This is a genomic window from Paenibacillus sp. DP01, assembly GCF_044784315.1.
Classification (GTDB): Bacteria; Bacillota; Bacilli; order Paenibacillales; family Paenibacillaceae; genus Paenibacillus; species Paenibacillus polymyxa.
The window spans coordinates 5,388,564-5,404,568 of record NZ_CP173059.1; the positions used below are offsets into that span (position 1 = coordinate 5,388,564).

The 16,005-nt window shown below is 46.6% G+C and carries 17 protein-coding genes; 7 read left to right on the top strand and 10 right to left on the bottom strand.

Annotated features, from left to right (window positions below; translation table 11 throughout):
* Positions 1-26 precede the first annotated feature (26 nt).
* Positions 27-2,345, top strand: coding sequence for a 5-methyltetrahydropteroyltriglutamate--homocysteine S-methyltransferase (metE, locus tag ACH59B_RS23755; protein WP_017428578.1), 2,319 nt, complete (start codon positions 27-29; stop codon positions 2,343-2,345).
* Positions 2,346-2,432: 87 nt separating this feature from the next.
* Here metE and ACH59B_RS23760 read toward each other — a convergent pair whose 3' ends face one another.
* Entirely contained in the window at positions 2,433-2,966 is a 534-nt protein-coding gene (locus ACH59B_RS23760; protein ID WP_016822769.1) for a DUF6985 domain-containing protein, read from the bottom strand.
* A gap of 380 nt (positions 2,967-3,346) precedes the next feature.
* On the opposite strand from ACH59B_RS23760, the gene ACH59B_RS23765 reads away from it, so the two are divergent.
* The 5 genes from ACH59B_RS23765 (at position 3,347) to ACH59B_RS23785 (ending at position 6,536) form a co-directional block, all read left to right on the top strand.
* Entirely contained in the window at positions 3,347-3,676 is a 330-nt protein-coding gene (locus ACH59B_RS23765) for a PadR family transcriptional regulator (protein ID WP_016822768.1), read from the top strand.
* A complete protein-coding gene (locus tag ACH59B_RS23770; RefSeq protein ID WP_017428577.1) occupies positions 3,669-4,220 on the top strand; it encodes a DUF1700 domain-containing protein in 552 nt (183 codons plus the stop codon). The genes ACH59B_RS23765 and ACH59B_RS23770 overlap by 8 nt, the downstream gene beginning before the upstream one ends.
* A gap of 4 nt (positions 4,221-4,224) precedes the next feature.
* On the top strand, positions 4,225-5,076 hold the full coding sequence (locus ACH59B_RS23775) for a DUF4097 family beta strand repeat-containing protein (protein WP_017428576.1): 852 nt from the start codon (positions 4,225-4,227) through the stop codon (positions 5,074-5,076).
* A 117-nt stretch (positions 5,077-5,193) separates the two neighbouring features.
* Entirely contained in the window at positions 5,194-5,913 is a 720-nt protein-coding gene (locus ACH59B_RS23780; protein ID WP_016822765.1) for a 3-ketoacyl-ACP reductase, read from the top strand.
* A gap of 185 nt (positions 5,914-6,098) precedes the next feature.
* On the top strand, positions 6,099-6,536 hold the full coding sequence (locus ACH59B_RS23785) for an AbrB/MazE/SpoVT family DNA-binding domain-containing protein (RefSeq protein ID WP_013373561.1): 438 nt from the start codon (positions 6,099-6,101) through the stop codon (positions 6,534-6,536).
* A gap of 69 nt (positions 6,537-6,605) precedes the next feature.
* On the opposite strand, the gene ACH59B_RS23790 is transcribed toward ACH59B_RS23785, so the two are convergent.
* Complete coding sequence (locus ACH59B_RS23790; RefSeq protein ID WP_031462405.1) at positions 6,606-7,064, bottom strand: hypothetical protein; 459 nt, start codon at positions 7,062-7,064, stop codon at positions 6,606-6,608.
* Positions 7,065-7,185: 121 nt separating this feature from the next.
* Here ACH59B_RS23790 and ACH59B_RS23795 point away from each other — a divergent pair, with 121 nt between their 5' ends.
* The gene (locus ACH59B_RS23795) at positions 7,186-7,347 is read left to right on the top strand and encodes a hypothetical protein (protein ID WP_017428612.1); all 162 of its coding nucleotides are present in this window, start codon (positions 7,186-7,188) and stop codon (positions 7,345-7,347) included.
* Between the two features lie 24 nt (positions 7,348-7,371).
* Here the strand turns inward: ACH59B_RS23795 and ACH59B_RS23800 are convergent, their stop codons facing one another.
* The 8 genes from ACH59B_RS23800 to ACH59B_RS23835 all read right to left on the bottom strand — a co-directional run bounded on the left by ACH59B_RS23800 (position 7,372) and on the right by ACH59B_RS23835 (position 15,988).
* Positions 7,372-8,535, bottom strand: a complete 1,164-nt coding sequence (locus ACH59B_RS23800) for a nitric oxide synthase oxygenase (protein ID WP_290409755.1) — start codon at positions 8,533-8,535, stop codon at positions 7,372-7,374.
* 150 nt (positions 8,536-8,685) lie between these two features.
* Positions 8,686-9,162 (bottom strand): Dps family protein, encoded by a 477-nt coding sequence (locus ACH59B_RS23805; protein ID WP_031462407.1) that lies wholly within the window; start codon positions 9,160-9,162, stop codon positions 8,686-8,688.
* A gap of 354 nt (positions 9,163-9,516) precedes the next feature.
* Positions 9,517-11,238, bottom strand: a complete 1,722-nt coding sequence (locus tag ACH59B_RS23810) for an adenine deaminase C-terminal domain-containing protein (protein ID WP_017428615.1) — start codon at positions 11,236-11,238, stop codon at positions 9,517-9,519.
* A gap of 28 nt (positions 11,239-11,266) precedes the next feature.
* Positions 11,267-12,325 carry an ABC transporter ATP-binding protein gene (locus ACH59B_RS23815; protein ID WP_016822760.1) on the bottom strand — a complete coding sequence of 353 codons (1,059 nt, stop codon included), beginning with the start codon at positions 12,323-12,325 and terminating at the stop codon, positions 11,267-11,269.
* A gap of 16 nt (positions 12,326-12,341) precedes the next feature.
* Positions 12,342-13,130, bottom strand: coding sequence for an ABC transporter permease (locus tag ACH59B_RS23820; RefSeq protein WP_013312456.1), 789 nt, complete (start codon positions 13,128-13,130; stop codon positions 12,342-12,344).
* A 6-nt stretch (positions 13,131-13,136) separates the two neighbouring features.
* A complete protein-coding gene (locus tag ACH59B_RS23825; RefSeq protein ID WP_016822759.1) occupies positions 13,137-13,958 on the bottom strand; it encodes an ABC transporter permease in 822 nt (273 codons plus the stop codon).
* A gap of 27 nt (positions 13,959-13,985) precedes the next feature.
* Positions 13,986-14,915, bottom strand: coding sequence for a nucleoside hydrolase (locus ACH59B_RS23830; RefSeq protein WP_404302846.1), 930 nt, complete (start codon positions 14,913-14,915; stop codon positions 13,986-13,988).
* Positions 14,915-15,988 (bottom strand): ABC transporter substrate-binding protein, encoded by a 1,074-nt coding sequence (locus ACH59B_RS23835; protein WP_263560906.1) that lies wholly within the window; start codon positions 15,986-15,988, stop codon positions 14,915-14,917. The genes ACH59B_RS23830 and ACH59B_RS23835 overlap by 1 nt, the downstream gene beginning before the upstream one ends.
* Between the last annotated feature and the right edge of the window lie 17 nt (positions 15,989-16,005).

Here is a 16,005-nt window from a genome sequence, read left to right on the forward strand (position 1 = left end):
TGGCTACCACTTAGGAGGAAACCTACATGTCCATTAACGAACGATCTACATTGTCCGGTTTGACTAGCAGTAATCTGGGATATCCGCGTATCGGCGGGAACCGGGAATGGAAGAAAGCACTGGAGCGCTTCTGGCAGGGTAGTATTAACGAAAGTGAACTGCATAGTGAGATGAAAAGATTGCGTCTGGAGCATCTGAGCAAGCAACGTGACAAAGGGATTGATCGCATTCCTGTCGGAGACTTTTCCTATTACGATCATGTGCTGGATACATCTGTGATGTTCGGTCTCGTACCCGAACGGTTCAACTATCGTCCTACAGGTCCGGTTCCTCTGTCTGTGTATTTCGGGATGGCACGTGGGCAGAAGGGAGCTACCGCCAGCGAAATGACCAAATGGATGAATACCAATTACCACTACATCGTTCCCGAATTGGAAAATGCGGCTCCAGTGCTCACTGAAAATAAGCCCTTACTCGCTTATCGTGAAGCAAAGCAGGAGCTAGGTATTGACGGTAAACCGGTTCTCATCGGTCCCTACTCATTTGTTGTTTTATCCAAAGGCTATGATCGTAAGGATCTGGCCTCTATTATACGAACCTTCCTGCCTTTATACGCCCGAGTCCTGTCCGAACTAGCAGCAGAAGGCGTACAATGGGTCCAAATCGATGAACCTGTCCTGACCACCTCATTCCCAGTAGAGGATCTGGATATTATTCAGGAGGTCTATGAAGCTTTGACCCAAGCTGCTCCCTCCTTAAACATCATGCTGCAAACCTACTTTGGTAGCCTAGATCATTATGAGCGTCTGACTGAACTTCCAGTCCAGGGACTGGGTCTTGATTTTGTCTATGATGATGGCGAAAATCTCCAGCATATATCGCGACATGGCTTCCCCAAAGGGAAAACGCTGGGTGCTGGTGTCATTGATGGGCGCAATATATGGCGCAGCGACCTGAATGCCATGGCTGCGCTGTTGGGCCAGTTAGCAGAACAAATCAATGCAGAACAGCTTATCGTGCAGCCATCGTGCAGTCTGCTGCATGTGCCGGTCAGTCTGGAAGCAGAGCACAAGCTGGACCGAGAGCTGGTGCATGCCCTAGCCTTTGCCGATGAAAAGCTGGATGAAATCGCAGTCTTGACGGCTGCACTTGGTAAGCATGATCCATCCGCACTTGCCAAGCTTGAGCAAAGTGCGGAAGCGGTAGCCCGCTTCAACAGCTCAGCGGCAAGGGTACAGACAGCTGCCGATTTGGCCAACCTGTTGGCAAAGGAGCCACTATCACGCAGCGTTCCTTTCGCCGAGCGCCGTATAATTCAGCAAAATAGGCTGAAGTTGCCCCCACTGCCTACGACGACCATCGGCAGCTTCCCGCAAACTGCTGAGGTTCGCAAGGCCCGTCTGCACTATCGCAAAGGAGAATGGTCTGCCGAGCAATATCGGACATTCATCCAGCAGCAGATCAAGGAATGGATTGATATTCAAGAGGACATTGGCATAGATGTGCTTGTACATGGGGAGTTTGAACGGACCGACATGGTGGAGTTTTTTGGCGAAAAGCTGAAAGGCTTTGCTTTTACACAAAACGGATGGGTGCAATCCTACGGTTCCCGCTGTGTTAAACCGCCGATTATTTACGGAGATGTGTCGTTCGATCAACCAATGACTGTGGAAGAGGCGGCATTTGCCCAATCGTTAACCTCCAAACCAGTTAAAGGAATGCTTACAGGCCCTGTGACCATTTTGAACTGGTCCTTTGAACGCAATGATATTCCACGCAGGCAAGTTGCTTTGCAATTAGCTCTGGCATTACGGGCAGAGGTAGAGGCACTCGAACAAGCGGGTATTAGCATGATTCAGGTGGATGAACCCGCAATTCGCGAAGGGCTCCCGTTGAAAAAAGAACAACAGCAGGCCTATCTGGATTGGGCGGTTCAAGCCTTCCTTGTGACCACGGCCACTGTTGAACCTGCGACCCAAATCCATACACACATGTGCTATTCCGAATTCCAAGATATGATCCAGTCCATTTCAGACATGGATGCCGACGTGATTTCTATTGAAACCTCTCGTAGTCATGGTGAACTGATTGTTAGCTTTGAGGATCAGGTGTACGACAAAGGCATCGGTCTGGGCGTGTACGATATCCACAGCCCGCGCATTCCTGATGAATCAGAAATGCTAAGCATGATTCAGCGTGCCTTGCGCGTACTGCCAGCAGATTTGTTCTGGGTTAATCCAGACTGTGGGCTGAAAACCCGCACCAAGGAGGAATCTGTCGCCGCGTTGCGGCAAATGGTACAGGCGGCTCAAGCAGCCCGAGCCGTGCTGTCTGTATCCAACTAATATTTTTATCGTATCCAATCACGTTGTTATATCCATCATATCCTATTCCCTTTTCGGTCTTTCTATTAGAGACCGGAAGGGAGTTATTTATTCCAAGTCATATAATGTATATAAACCTTGAATATGCTCGATTTTTAGCTGCTTCAGATGTACGCCTAAGCCATGCTCTCGATCCCAGGAACAATTAAAATTCAAATATAGTTCATCCTTTTCCGATGAGTCGGAAATCAGTATAGATATAAGCTGCATTCGATCCAGCAATTGCTCTGGTCGCTCCACATAAGGCGCATATTCATTAGGGTCCTCTCCCCATAAGCTGTATGCCTTCCGATACTTTTCCACGATGTCTACATAATGATGGTATATGGACTCCAATACTTGAGGATGGATCGCTGACGAACATGCCATATACTTCTCCCATGTCTTTCTCTGAGGTTCCGTAGGTTCTTCTATAGCCTGTGCCTGTTCTTCAGAGTCGGCTCCCACGATAAATTCGACTTCTACCTCCGACGGATGCCCGCAAAAATCAAGATGTACCACACCACGCAGTACAACCTCCTCCGACACATCCCAAGTCTCATCATCCTGTTCCAATTCCCTATACCAGTGCTTCCAGTCCATCCTTTATCCACCTCTTTATAATAGGTAATCTTTAGCTCTATTGAACACTTTACAATCTATCATTTTAATGAATGAAATTAAAGTAACATTCTGTGGGTGTTTCCAGCCAGAAATCGAGGAATTTCCAAATAAAACTACTTTATTCTACAAGATTTGCTATTCGTGTAAGCCTTCAAGAAAGAAAACCGGCCCATTTTGACCCGAAGATTTTATTATTAAAAATTTAGTACCTTGCATTAATCAGTACATGATGTTAAATTATACCTGACTACTGATTTATAATTAGTACCCGTGACAAATTATGCACAAACACACGTTTCTTCCCCTTATTCCGAACGACACCTATGAATTATGATTACATCAGGAAGGGAGCATCGCTCGTGAATGTGAACATCCAATTCAAAAAAGGGGTACTGGAACTATGCGTTCTAGTTCTAATTGGACGTAGAGACCGCTATGGCTACGAATTGGCTCAAGCCGTCTCCCGTCATATCGAAGTAGCAGAGGGAGCCCTATATCCACTGCTTCGCCGTCTGGTATCCGAGGGATACTGCACGACGTATTTACAGGAATCGACCGAGGGCCCGCCCCGTAAATATTACCGGCTGACCGATACCGGCAGCCATTATACAAGATTACTTACACGGGAATGGAATGATTTTGTCCATCATGTCGCAAGCCTACTGAAGGAAGGAGATCCTGATGAATAGAAAACAGTTTCTTACAGAGGTGGAGCAGCGCCTATCTCCTCTCCCTGCAGAGGTACGCCATGAGTTGCTTAGTGATTTGAGCCAGCATTTTGACTACGGCTTGGCCAATGGAAAAAGCGAAACTGAAATTGCCCATGAGTTGGGGAACCCAGAGGATATTGCCCGAGAAGCATTGGATGTTCCCAATGTAGGCTGGAACGCTTCCCCTCCACTTCGCCAAGGAAGCTTCGCACGCAATCTTTTTACTTTCTTAGGGCTGCTGTTTCTCAACTTGTTGATCTCCATCCCGATTCTAGCTACCCTATGGGCGGTATGGGCTTCATTAACCGCAGTGGCGGTCAGTTTCGTTGCAGCCCCTCTACTCGCCGTCACTGATTATGCGCTCAACAGCACCTTTTACCCGACCAAATTCTTCTTCTCCATCACGTTAACAGGTATGGGGCTATTGCTGCTGCCTGGGGTACGTTATCTCCTACTCCTTATGGTAAAGGGCACAGTGCGATACTGGAAATGGAATCAGACTACCCTGAGGGGAGCTTACTAACAACATGAATAAAATGTGGTTTATTGCAGCTGGATTGTGCATTGTCATCGGTGTAGCCGGAATGGTGGTCTACGGTGCTCCATGGAATCAACAAGTAATGAAAGAAACAACAGCTATAAATAAAAAATGGACATTCACACGTGGTCAGCTTCAAAACCTGAAAGTGGACAGTTCTGATGATGTTTCTATTTTGTTCACTCCTGGCTCTGGCGACCAAGGTACGATACGCATCAGCGGAGAAGTTCAGACAAAAGTAGCCGACCAGATTCATAATGCCCGAATTGAGAACGGTAAGCTTACCATTCAATCGAAGCCGGCCCCTTCCTTGTCATTCCTTTCGTTTACCCCTGATTTGGATCAAACGATTACTGTAGAGATGCCTGCTGGGGAAACACTAGCTGATCTGCAGGTAGATACACATTCAGGAAATGTAAAACTTCAAGATGCCTCCGTGGAGAATACTTCTATTACTGCTACCTCAGGCACTGCCGAGATTACAAACCTCCGAAGTACCCACCTGATCGCAAATCTAACATCCGGTAACTTTATAGCCAATCAGCTTACAGCAGATATGGAGCTAAAGCTTACTTCAGGAGATGTCACCATCCGCGATTATAGCGGTAACGGCCTTCTATCCCTAACCTCAGGGGAATCTAATATTACGCAACGCACCGTATCCAACTTGGAAGTGAATTCTGATTCCGGTGATGTAAATATTAAGCAGGCTCTCGATTTTAAAGGTGTCTATAATGTCCACTCTGACTCTGGAAGCATAAACACTCCCGAATCTGTTCCCGGCGCCGCGAGCGTGATCAAGGTCGAAACCACTTCAGGGGATATTGATATTTCCAAATAGGAGGCTACTACATAATGTCTCATCAGGCGAAGTTTGGTTCAAGGGGTTTAACCTAGTATAATGTAACCATGTGCTCAGATGCACAACCACGTTATATAGTGATAAGGAGGAGACTGGATGGAACTTAAAAACAAAACAGCCATTATTACAGGAGCCAGCAAAGGAATTGGTAAGGCAATTGCCGAGACCTTGGCCAAGGAAGGCGTTAATCTGGGGTTAATCTCACGCACATTGACCGACCTACAAAAGCTGCAGGATTCACTGGGGAGTACATACGGTGTGAAAGTGGTGAGTGCTGTTGCAGATATATCGGATCGTACACAGGCCGCTGCTGCTGTAGCTTCACTGGAGCATGAGCTGGGTGCCGTCGATATTTTGATCAACAATGCAGGCATCGCCACCTTCGGCACAGTCGCAGATATGGACCCCGAAGAGTGGGAACGTATTATTCGCGTAAACCTGATGGGAACCTATTATGTTACACACGCCGCTCTTCCAAGCATGCTGGCGCAACAGAGCGGAAATATTATTAACATTTCCTCCACAGCAGGGGAACGAGGTTTTGCAACAGGCTCGGCATATTGCGCATCCAAATTTGCTTTGATGGGCTTCACGGAAGCACTGATGCAGGAAGTTCGCAAATCCAATATTCGGGTAACCGCGCTGACTCCAAGCACGGTCAATACAGAATTGGCGGTAAATGCGGGATTGAATATTGGTGACGAGGACCGCATGCTTCAGCCGCAGGATTTGGCCGATCTGACATTAGCTGCATTGAAGCTGCCGCCACGGGTTCAATTAAAAGTAGCTGGCATTTGGACAACCAACCCACAGTAATTCGACATGACATCTTAGATTCATTGGCTGCACCAAGCTCCGGCAGACGTAATTGTTCGTCATGCCGGAGCTTTTTTTAGGATAGCTATACCAAAACAAACTGTAATATAAGCGCTTTGTACTTCCAGCATACATAACATACAATTCCAGCAACCATAAGCGCATTCCAAGAAAGGGGAAAAATGATGAAGAATACAGGAATGACACGACCACTAGACCATTTGGGACGCATTGTGCTACCCAAAGAACTGCGCACTTCTATGAATATTAATATTGGAGATGCTCTCGATTTTTTTATTACACCAGAGGGACTGATGATTCGCAAGTATACGGGGGTTTCTTGTTATTTTTGTGGTGCCGTTGATCATTTAAGCTATTTCAGAGATCATCTGATATGCAAGAGTTGTATTGAGAACCTGAAGAGCGATAATCCCTCCAGTCATTTGAGTGAAGCACGTCCTGTCCAGCCGAAGAAAAGAAGGAGCTACAGAAATCAGAATGAGCTCCTGAATAAACTTAAGCAGCTCATGGAGGAATACCCTAATGTCTCTCAAAAAGAATTAGCCGAAATGCTGGAATTGTCTCAAGGTCGCGTCTCACAGCTTAAAAAGCTGCTCCTTTGAATCTATCCGTTCACCTCGTTTGTTAAAAATAATAAAAAAAGAGCCTGTCGGCTCTGGAATCATTCATTATTACGCAATGTCAGACTGCTCCACAATCGGGACTCGATAGGCAAGCAGGGACTCGTCTATTACGGCAGAAATAAACGATGCTTCTATTTCAGGCACCAGTCTAAGCGCATAGTTCCATGCGTTTTCCTCAATTTGCAGCGCAAGCCGTTGCCGGGTCCCGATCATGTTCTCTTGCTCCATCGCATCGGAGAGACCCACTAATTCAGTATCGGCGGCGTGCCCGATCTCATGCGCAAGCACAACCGTAAAATACTCCTCAACTCGATCCGCGCTGCCGAACATCTGTAAACATTGTGTTTCAATAACATCCGTATACATGGTAATGGCGTGAGCATGCATAGCATATTTGCCCCCAATCAGCCGTCCACCAGGAAAACGTTTCTCCAGCTTCACTGTTACGCCTATAGCAGCCCGTTCCAAAAGCTCAGCGACAATGCGCTCTGCCTGATCTCTCTCCAACTTAGCTTCGCTCCTCAAACCAAGATATATAAAGTTATATTTACGATATAACTTATGAAATTATGAATGTACTCATACAATACACAGTACGATATTATACCTTTTTACAAAGGAGAATACCATGCCAGAAGATTATTATTTAGGCTGGGGAACACTTGCCCTTATTAATGCCGGCTTGGCACAGTCCAAAAATCGGAGCAGGCTTAACTGGTTTGCGCTCTCACTACTTATAGGGCCGATCGCGACCCTATTGATCGTTGTCGGGGATAAACCGGATTCCTGATCCAGCAATCAGTATCCCGTTAGGTTAACCAGAATGAAAAGGACAACCTTGCGGCTTTTCCGGCAGCGCTACATCTGTTGTTGGTTTAGCCTGTCTCGTCATATACGGCTTTTCCTGAACTCCAAAATTCGGCTTCACAAGCCGATTATCGTAAGAACTATGAAAAATATGTGTGGTTGCTGGGGATAATGGTGGGATCAACCACGTCCAATTACCTGTCAGTGCGCGGCCAGCCTTGGCTTCCCGTTCCTCAAACAACTTAAATTGGGCCGCTGCGGTATGATGGTCGACAATGCTGACTCCTGCTTTTTTAAAAGAATGCAGCACAGCAATGTTCAACTCCACCAGCGCCCGATCACGCCATAGCGTTGTTTCACTCGTCGTATCCAGCCCCATCAGTTTTGCCACCTGTGGCAACATATTATAACGGAAGGTATCCGCAAAATTACGGGCACCGATTTCTGTCCCCATATACCAGCCGTTAAACGGAGCTGCTGTATAGATGATACCGCCAATCTCCAGTGTCATATCCGAAATCATAGGCACAGCATACCAGCGCAATCCCAGAGTGGCTATACAAGAGAGTTCTGGATGCTCAATAGGCACCTCCATCACCAAATGTTCAGGAATATCAAAGAGCTTGGGAGGCTGACCCCCCGCTTCCACAACCAGCGGCAATACATCAAAAGCAGTCATCGCTCCTTGCCACCCCATATCCCTACAAGCATTGGTGAAATCCACCGAGATTGGATCCCCGATGACCCCTTGAGCCGTTTCATATCCAGCGTAACGAATGAGTTGATGGTTCCAGATACGAATATTCGGCTGTCCCGGCTGGGAGGCACGAAATACAGTAAGCGTTGGCTTAATTTTACCGCCGTTTGTTCCTATACGGATATGCTCCAGTAGCTCGTGGACTACTTGCGTCGCATCTGACGCTCCACGTGCATCCCTGACCAATAGCTTGTCCCAAAACAATCGACCGATACAACGATTGCTATTCCGCCAAGCCATAAGTGCCCCGTGTTCCAGCTCTTCGTAAGTATGATCGTATGTTCCAGTAGTCTCTATGTCGTGACGAATATGAAGAAGCCGGGCTTCCGCATCATCGCGGCTTCGACCCAGCTCCTCATAACATGTATATATAAACTGCTCCGCTTCATGCAAAAGCTGTTGTTTCACTTCCATAACCTACACCCCATCCCGGCAGCTCACTTCCTTATGAGCCTGTGGTCTTCCATGCTTCTTTGTCATTATACTCCAGTAGCAGGCCGGAACCAACGGGATGTATATCTTGTTCACCTGATCTCCATATCCGTGGAAAACACTCCCAGAAACTTATCCCAGATATGCGCTAAGCATCCAGATATGTTTATCCATTTCTTCTCTCAAGCCATTCAGAAGATCCTCTGTCGCTTTGTCCTGTGCCGCTTCTGCTGCTTCCATACCATTAGCCAGTTCAACAGTAATCGTTTTAAAATCGGCTACAACGGACTTCACCATATCTTCAGCTGTCTGCTCGCCTGCGGACTCCTGAATAGCTGACAGTTGCAAATGCTCCTTCAAGGTCGCAGCAGGACGGCCGCCAATAGCCAACAAACGTTCAGCAATCGTATCCAGATTAGCTGTTGCTTCATTATAAAGCTCCTCGAATTTAGCATGCAGTGTGAAGAATTTAGGTCCTTTTACATACCAGTGGAAATAATGCAGTTTTGTGTACAACACAGACCAGGTAGCGACCTGACGGTTCAAAGCCTTATGCAATTCTTGAATTGCCTCTTGTGTAGGTGCGTTCGTATGATTTAATGTACTCATGTGTAAAATCCCCTCTCGTTATGATTCATAGTATAGTTGAGTGATGCTTGATACTCGCTAGCAGTAGTATCTGATTTTCTTCTAAATCCCATGCTTAAAGCTAAAAAATATTTAGCGATTAATTTAGACTTAATCTAAATCCTGTTTTAATTATAACACTATGTTAGTGTTTTTCAAGCACTTTATTAGAGTTTAATCATGAAGATTATGTGAAGTTGCCAATTGATTAATATTCATCAAGTACTCCCAACGCATCATAAATAGGTTACAACAATTAGCCTCTACAAGATGTTAATTTTGTCTGCTACATAATAAAAAGAGCCGACCCACAATGGATCAGCTCTACTTTTATTCTTATATTTCAGAAGGTTCCACGATTAAGGATACAACTTTGCCTGCATTTACATCAATCAAGCCGTGATCGGTAATTTTCAAAGCCGGGCTAACTGGCAAAGAATGAGTACTGAGCGACATGATTGGATTGTAATGGCGATAGCCCAGCGACAGTAAGGCTGAACGCAGTTCCTTCACATGGGCAGCAACCATTTCTAGTGGTCCTTCTGTTAAAATTCCGCCCACCGTTAACGGTAAATGGGACAGCACCTTGCCATTTTCAACTACGCAAAAGCCCCCTTGGCTGGATAAAACCGTATTCGCGGCCAATATCATATCTTGCTTGTTATGCCCCACGACCAACAAGTTATGGTTATCGTGCGAATAGGTGGTTGCCACTGCCCCGCGTTTAATCGTATCTCCCCCGATCAAACCGTAAGCACGGTTGCCGTTCTTGCCATACCGCTCAAACGTAGCAATGAGTCCATGTTCACCATGTTCCCATACCAGTTCACCCTGCTCTACTTGTGCAGGTGCGATCCGTTCGCTTGTAAAAGTAGATCCATCCTTGACCATCATAATACGGCATGGATGTGCGCCATCAGCTACATCCAACTTTACAGTAAAGTCCTGCTCCGTAAGCGGATTGAGCTTCACACTTTGATAAAAGTGGGCGGGAAAGCAACTTTTTACCGGTGCCTGATGGTATTCCTCGAATTTATCGAATACCTTGAGTCCGTCCTTATAGACTTGCTCTACATCAAATTGCTCCAGATCCGATAGCAGCACGAAGTCGGCTATTTTCCCTGGCGCAATGGTCCCGCGGTCATGCATACGCATCCGGGCAGCAGGAGTATACGTCGCTGCATAAATCGCATCCTCAGGCTTCATTCCCATCCCGATCGCTTTACTTACGATGTGGTTCAGATGCCCTCGCTCTACGAAAGAGTCCGGCATCACATCATCCGTTACGAAGCAAAAATGTTGTGCCACGTCTTCCTGAATGAGATAGTCCATCACCTCAGGGGTCATGGATTTTTCCTGGATCTCAATAAACATCCCGGCGGCCATTCTGGCCTTCATACCCTCAATGCTTTGGTGGGTATGGTCTGAGCCTATTCCTGCATAGATCAACTGATGCAGATCCAGATCAAGCAACTGCGGCGTATGGCCTTCAATGATCAGCTCTGGGTAGTGCTCACGAACGTGGCGTAAGATGCGGTTCGTCTTGCTTTCCGGATCACGAATGACATCCACATAATTCATAATTTCACCCAGACAGATCATCTCACCCGTTTGCAACAAAGCATCAATTTCGGGGATGTCAATTTCACCCCCTGAGGTTTCCAAAGGCGTCGCTGGAACAGAGCTAGGAATCCCGTAAAACATATCAGCCACGCAATCTTTGCTGGCCTCCATCATTTCCTGAATGCCTTCCAGTCCGAAAACATTCGCCATTTCGTGCGGTTCTGGTACAATCGTCGTGACCCCATTGCGAATGAGTCCATAGGAAAAGGTTGCTGGTGTCACCATTGTGCTTTCGATATGCAGATGGATGTCGATTAGGCCGGGAATCATATATTTCCCGTGCCCCTCCACAATTTCAGCAGCCTCAAAAGACTCCAGACCGCGCTGACCGATATACATAAACTTGCCGTCAAGTATAGCCACATTGCCTTCCTCGAACGTCTTGTAGTAACTGTTATACACCTTAACTTGTAAAATCATTTTGTCTGCACGCATGATGTATCTCCTTCATCGAACCCGCTGATTATTGGACCAGCACCATTTTGTCTGCCGGAAAATGCAGGGTAACCCGTTGACCACTCAAGTAAGGCGTATCCATTTCCTGATTAGCCGTAAAGTTTCCTTTCGCTGTCTCTACCACATACTGATAGCTGCGTCCTAGGTACGTACTTACCTTAATGACACCGGGAAGCTCATTTTCTCCTGTCTCGTTGCCTTCAGTTCGAATGACCAAATCATCCGGGCGAATAGCGCCTTGGCGAGCACCCGGTTGGACTGTACCCTGATTACGCACTACGCTAAACGAAAGGTCGCTTGTATTCAATCGAATACGTTCCCCTTCTTCAGTGCGCTCGTCAAAGCTTAGAAAATTATTAAACCCAATAAAGCGGGCGACAAATTCGGTCGTCGGATATTTAAAAATGGTCGATGGAGCATCTAATTGCTCGATGTTCCCCTTATTCATAATCGCAACCTGGTCAGAAATCGAAAAACATTCCTCCTGATCGTGCGATACATATACGGTAGTGATGCCCAGTTCCTGTTGAATACGGCGGATTTCTACGCGCATATTCACACGCAGGTTAGCATCTAAGTTACTCAGAGGTTCATCAAACAACAGCAGATCGGGTTCAATTACAAGCGCTCGTGCAATCGCCACACGTTGACGCTGCCCGCCTGATAATTCGCCGGGGAAACGTTTTTCAAATCCCCCCAGGCTCACCGTATCCAGCATAGTCATAACGCGTCGTTTTACATCATCTTCTTTTACTTTACGCAAGCGTAAACCAAAGGCTACATTATCAAAAACTGACAAATGCGGGAAAAGCGCATAACTTTGAAATACAAAACCGAAGTTCCGTTTATTCACTGGAACCCGGGTATAATCCTTATCACCAAACAAAAATGTTCCTTGTTTAGCTTCAAGAAATCCTGCAATAAGACGAAGTGTAGTCGTTTTGCCACAACCACTCGGTCCGAGCAACGAGAGCAATTGCCCCCGTTCGAGCTGCAAATCGAAATCCTGCAAGATCAGTTGGTTGTCATAAGCGACCGAAACGCGATCCAGAGTAAGCAGTGCCATAAGGTTGAAGCCTCCATTACCTTTTAGTGAAGTAAGACAATCCCATCAGTCGTTCAATCAAGAACATCAGGATACCCGTTAAAATCATCAGCATAACCGAGATCGCTGCAATCGTCGGGTCAAAGTAATTTTCGACGTAAGTCAGCATTTGAATAGGCAGGGTGCTGAAGCCCGGTCCTGTCATAAAGACGGAAATGTCGACATTGTTGAATGATTCCAGAAAGGCAATCAGGATAGCCGCAATAATACCTGAGCGGATGTTGGGTAGAACCACCTTGAAAAAGGTTTCCAGCCGTCCAGCTCCCAAACTAAGCGCTGCTTCCTCAATCGCAAAATCAAAGTTAGACAAGCTGGATGCAATGACTCTAATGATGAACGGCAGCATAATCACCGTATGTCCGATCAAAAGTCCAGCGTATACCGGTAAATGGTACACAATGATCAAATAACGCAGCAGTGTAAAACCAAGCACAATACCTGGTATAAGTAACGGGGAAAGGAACAAGGCATTCAGCGCATCCTTCCCGCGAAAGGAAAACCGACTAAGTGCATAAGCGGCTGGCATACCGATTAACAACGCCAAGATATTGCCCAGCAGAGAGACGACAATCGACGTTTTGAACGTGGACATAAACAAATCCACTTCAAAAATATTTTCATACCAGCGCAAGGAAAAGCCCTGCGGAGGAAATTTTAATACCGTGCCCGGCTCGAAAGAAGTGACCGATATGATCAACAGCGGACCGAGCAGAAAGATGAAGACCAGCAGGCTAAAGAAGCCTAGTCCGTAATGTTTCTCCCGCATATCCACCTACCCCTTCGGATTGAGTTTATGGGCCGCCTTATTTAAGAGACCGACCACGATAAATGTAATAGCAATCATAATTGTCGCGATAACAGAAGCTAAAAACCAGTCGTTAAGCGTCATCGCATTTTGATACAAAAATGTAGCGATAACCCGCTGTTTTCCTCCCAGCAGTGCTGGGGTCGTATAAGCTGTCAGGCTGCCCACGAAAACAAGAATGCTTCCAATGATCAGACCCGGAACAGACAGCGGGAATACAATTTTACGAAATGCGCTGAATCTGGAAGCTCCAAGACTCTGCGCAGCATGGACAAGGTCACCGTCGATATTTTCAAGCACACCAATCAGTGAAATGATCATCAGCGGCAAAAACAAATGGACCAGACCAATAATCATCGCTGCCGGAGTGTACAAAATATTCAGCGGTTCATCCACGAGTCCTAAACTGATGAGCACGTTATTGAGTAATCCCTTGCGGCCCAATATGACCATCCAGCTGAATGACCGCACCACCGGACTCGTCAACAAGGGAAAGATAGCCAGCGCCAGTAAAATTCCTTTACGACGCGGGGCCTTTTGTGAAATATAATAAGCTGTCGGAAAACCGAGCAATACGCATACGAGGGTCGTTACGACACTGACCTCCAGCGTAGTCAGCAATATTTTCAGAAAATAAGGGTCCTTGAAGAAATGGAGATAGCCTTCTAGGGTGAATGAGCTGTTCTGTACGAAGGTCGAACCGATCGTCAACACAATCGGGATGACCATGAACACCGCCAGAAAGAGCAAACCTGGCAGCAGCAGCCAATACAAGTATGTTTTCTTCATGGGTAGCTCCTTGCGGTTATCAAAATGTTATTCCTTGTTCAGCACCTGGATAAACAGTTCCAGAAAAGCTTCGCTGTCCACCTGTTCGCACACAGTCATATTGGGACTATGATTGAGGCGGTTCTGCACATCGCCTACCGTTTGTCCGTCACATATACGACTGGAGGTTTCCACGTCGACATATAACAGGGAGGTATCAACTATCCTTGAATTCAATGCCACACCTACGGCAAGCGGGTCATGAAGCGCACACGCTTTTACGCCGTTGCGTTCTTCATAACGCTTGGTATAAACAGCCGTGCTTTCAGCTACATAATTACGAATCTCCGGACGGGTCAGACGAGCAACATGATCGGCAGTCAGCAGTGCCTTCCGTGTTACATCCAGCCCCACTTGTATCAGTCGACCAAATCCTGCGTGAAATACGATCCGTGCGGCTTCAGGATCAGCGTACATGTTATACTCCGCTACAGGTGTGATATTGCCGCATCCGTGAATAACGCCGCCCATAAAAATGACCTCATGGACGTGATCCGTCAGATCGGGACACTTCAGCAGCGCCAACGCCAGATTGGTGAGCGGTCCGGTGCAAACCAGCGTTACTTCCCCCGAGTGAGCCATCACCGTATCAATGATGATATCCGGTGCGAAACCTTCGGATGCAGAGATGGCTGGGACCATTCCACTCAATGCGCCTCCGATGCCGTCTTCTCCATGAACACGGTGCTCGTGCAGGCCTTTGCGTATTAATGGAGCCTCTGCCCCCCGATAGACCGGAATATCCGGTCTATCCAGCAGGTTGAGGATTTTGCATGTATTCAGTGTTGCTTGCTTAAGTGAAACATTACCGCATACTGTAGTAATCGCTTGGATATCCAGCTGACCACTTTTGGCCGCAAGTAAAATACCCAACGCATCATCAATGCCTGTATCTACATCTAATATGATCTTTTTCATTATTGTGCAACTTCCCGGTTCCAGCGATCTGTCCATGCCTTGATATGATCGTTAACGAATTTCATATCCAGCTTGGTCAGCTTATTCACTACATCTGTACCGTACGTAATTCCCTCTGTATCCGCACCAGACAGTACCACCTGTGTATTCACCGGAGAATCAACCTTTGCTTTGGCGGATTTTTCTTGAACTTCCTTGCTCAGCTGCCAGTTGATGAACTCCTCAGCCAGCTCCTTCTGGTCAGACCCTTTTACTACATTAACTGTGTTCATTACTGCGTAGGCACCCTCGTTTGGAGCCACAAATTTCGCCCCTGGCACAGCTGCCTGCAAATCTTTGAAGTACATTTCCATAATCGGACCGCCCGCAATTTCCTGCTGGCTAAACATGTTTACGAACTCAGACGTTTTACTATAAAACTTAACAATATTCGGACTCAGCTCTTTCAGTTTCCCAAAGGCTTGGTCTTCATTAAATTCCTTGCTACCCGCTACCTTGGAGGCCGCATCCACCATCATCGGCCCAGCCGTTGCCGTAATATTCGGCAGAGTCACGTTTCCTTTGAATTCAGTGCCCCACAGATCAGCCCAGGAGGTCACATCTTTTTTCACCAGTTCCGGATTATAGGCAATACCGAGGCGTCCAACTGTATAAGCAGGTCCATATTCCTCACCCAGCGGTGCTTTGGCAATATCATAAATTTGGTTCAAGTTCGGCACTTTACTGCGATCCAACTTCTCGAACAGCCCTTGTTGAATCCCCTGTTGGGCATAATAATCAGACAGATAAATCAGATCGACATCCGTGCTGCCTTGACTGATTTTGTTCAATCGCTCCGCATTATTTCCGATTTCTACAACAATATCAACGTTATGCTCCTTTTCAAAAGGCGCGTACACTTCTTTATTAAAAAAGTCCTCGGAGAAGCCCCATGTGGAAATAACTAGTTTCTTTTTCCCATCAGCTGAGCCATCTTTTCCATCTGCCTGACCACCAGTAGCATTGCTGCCGCAACCTGCCAGTACCACAGATGCCAAGGTCACAGCCATAAATCCTTTAAACCACTTTTTCATATGAAACTCCCCCTGTT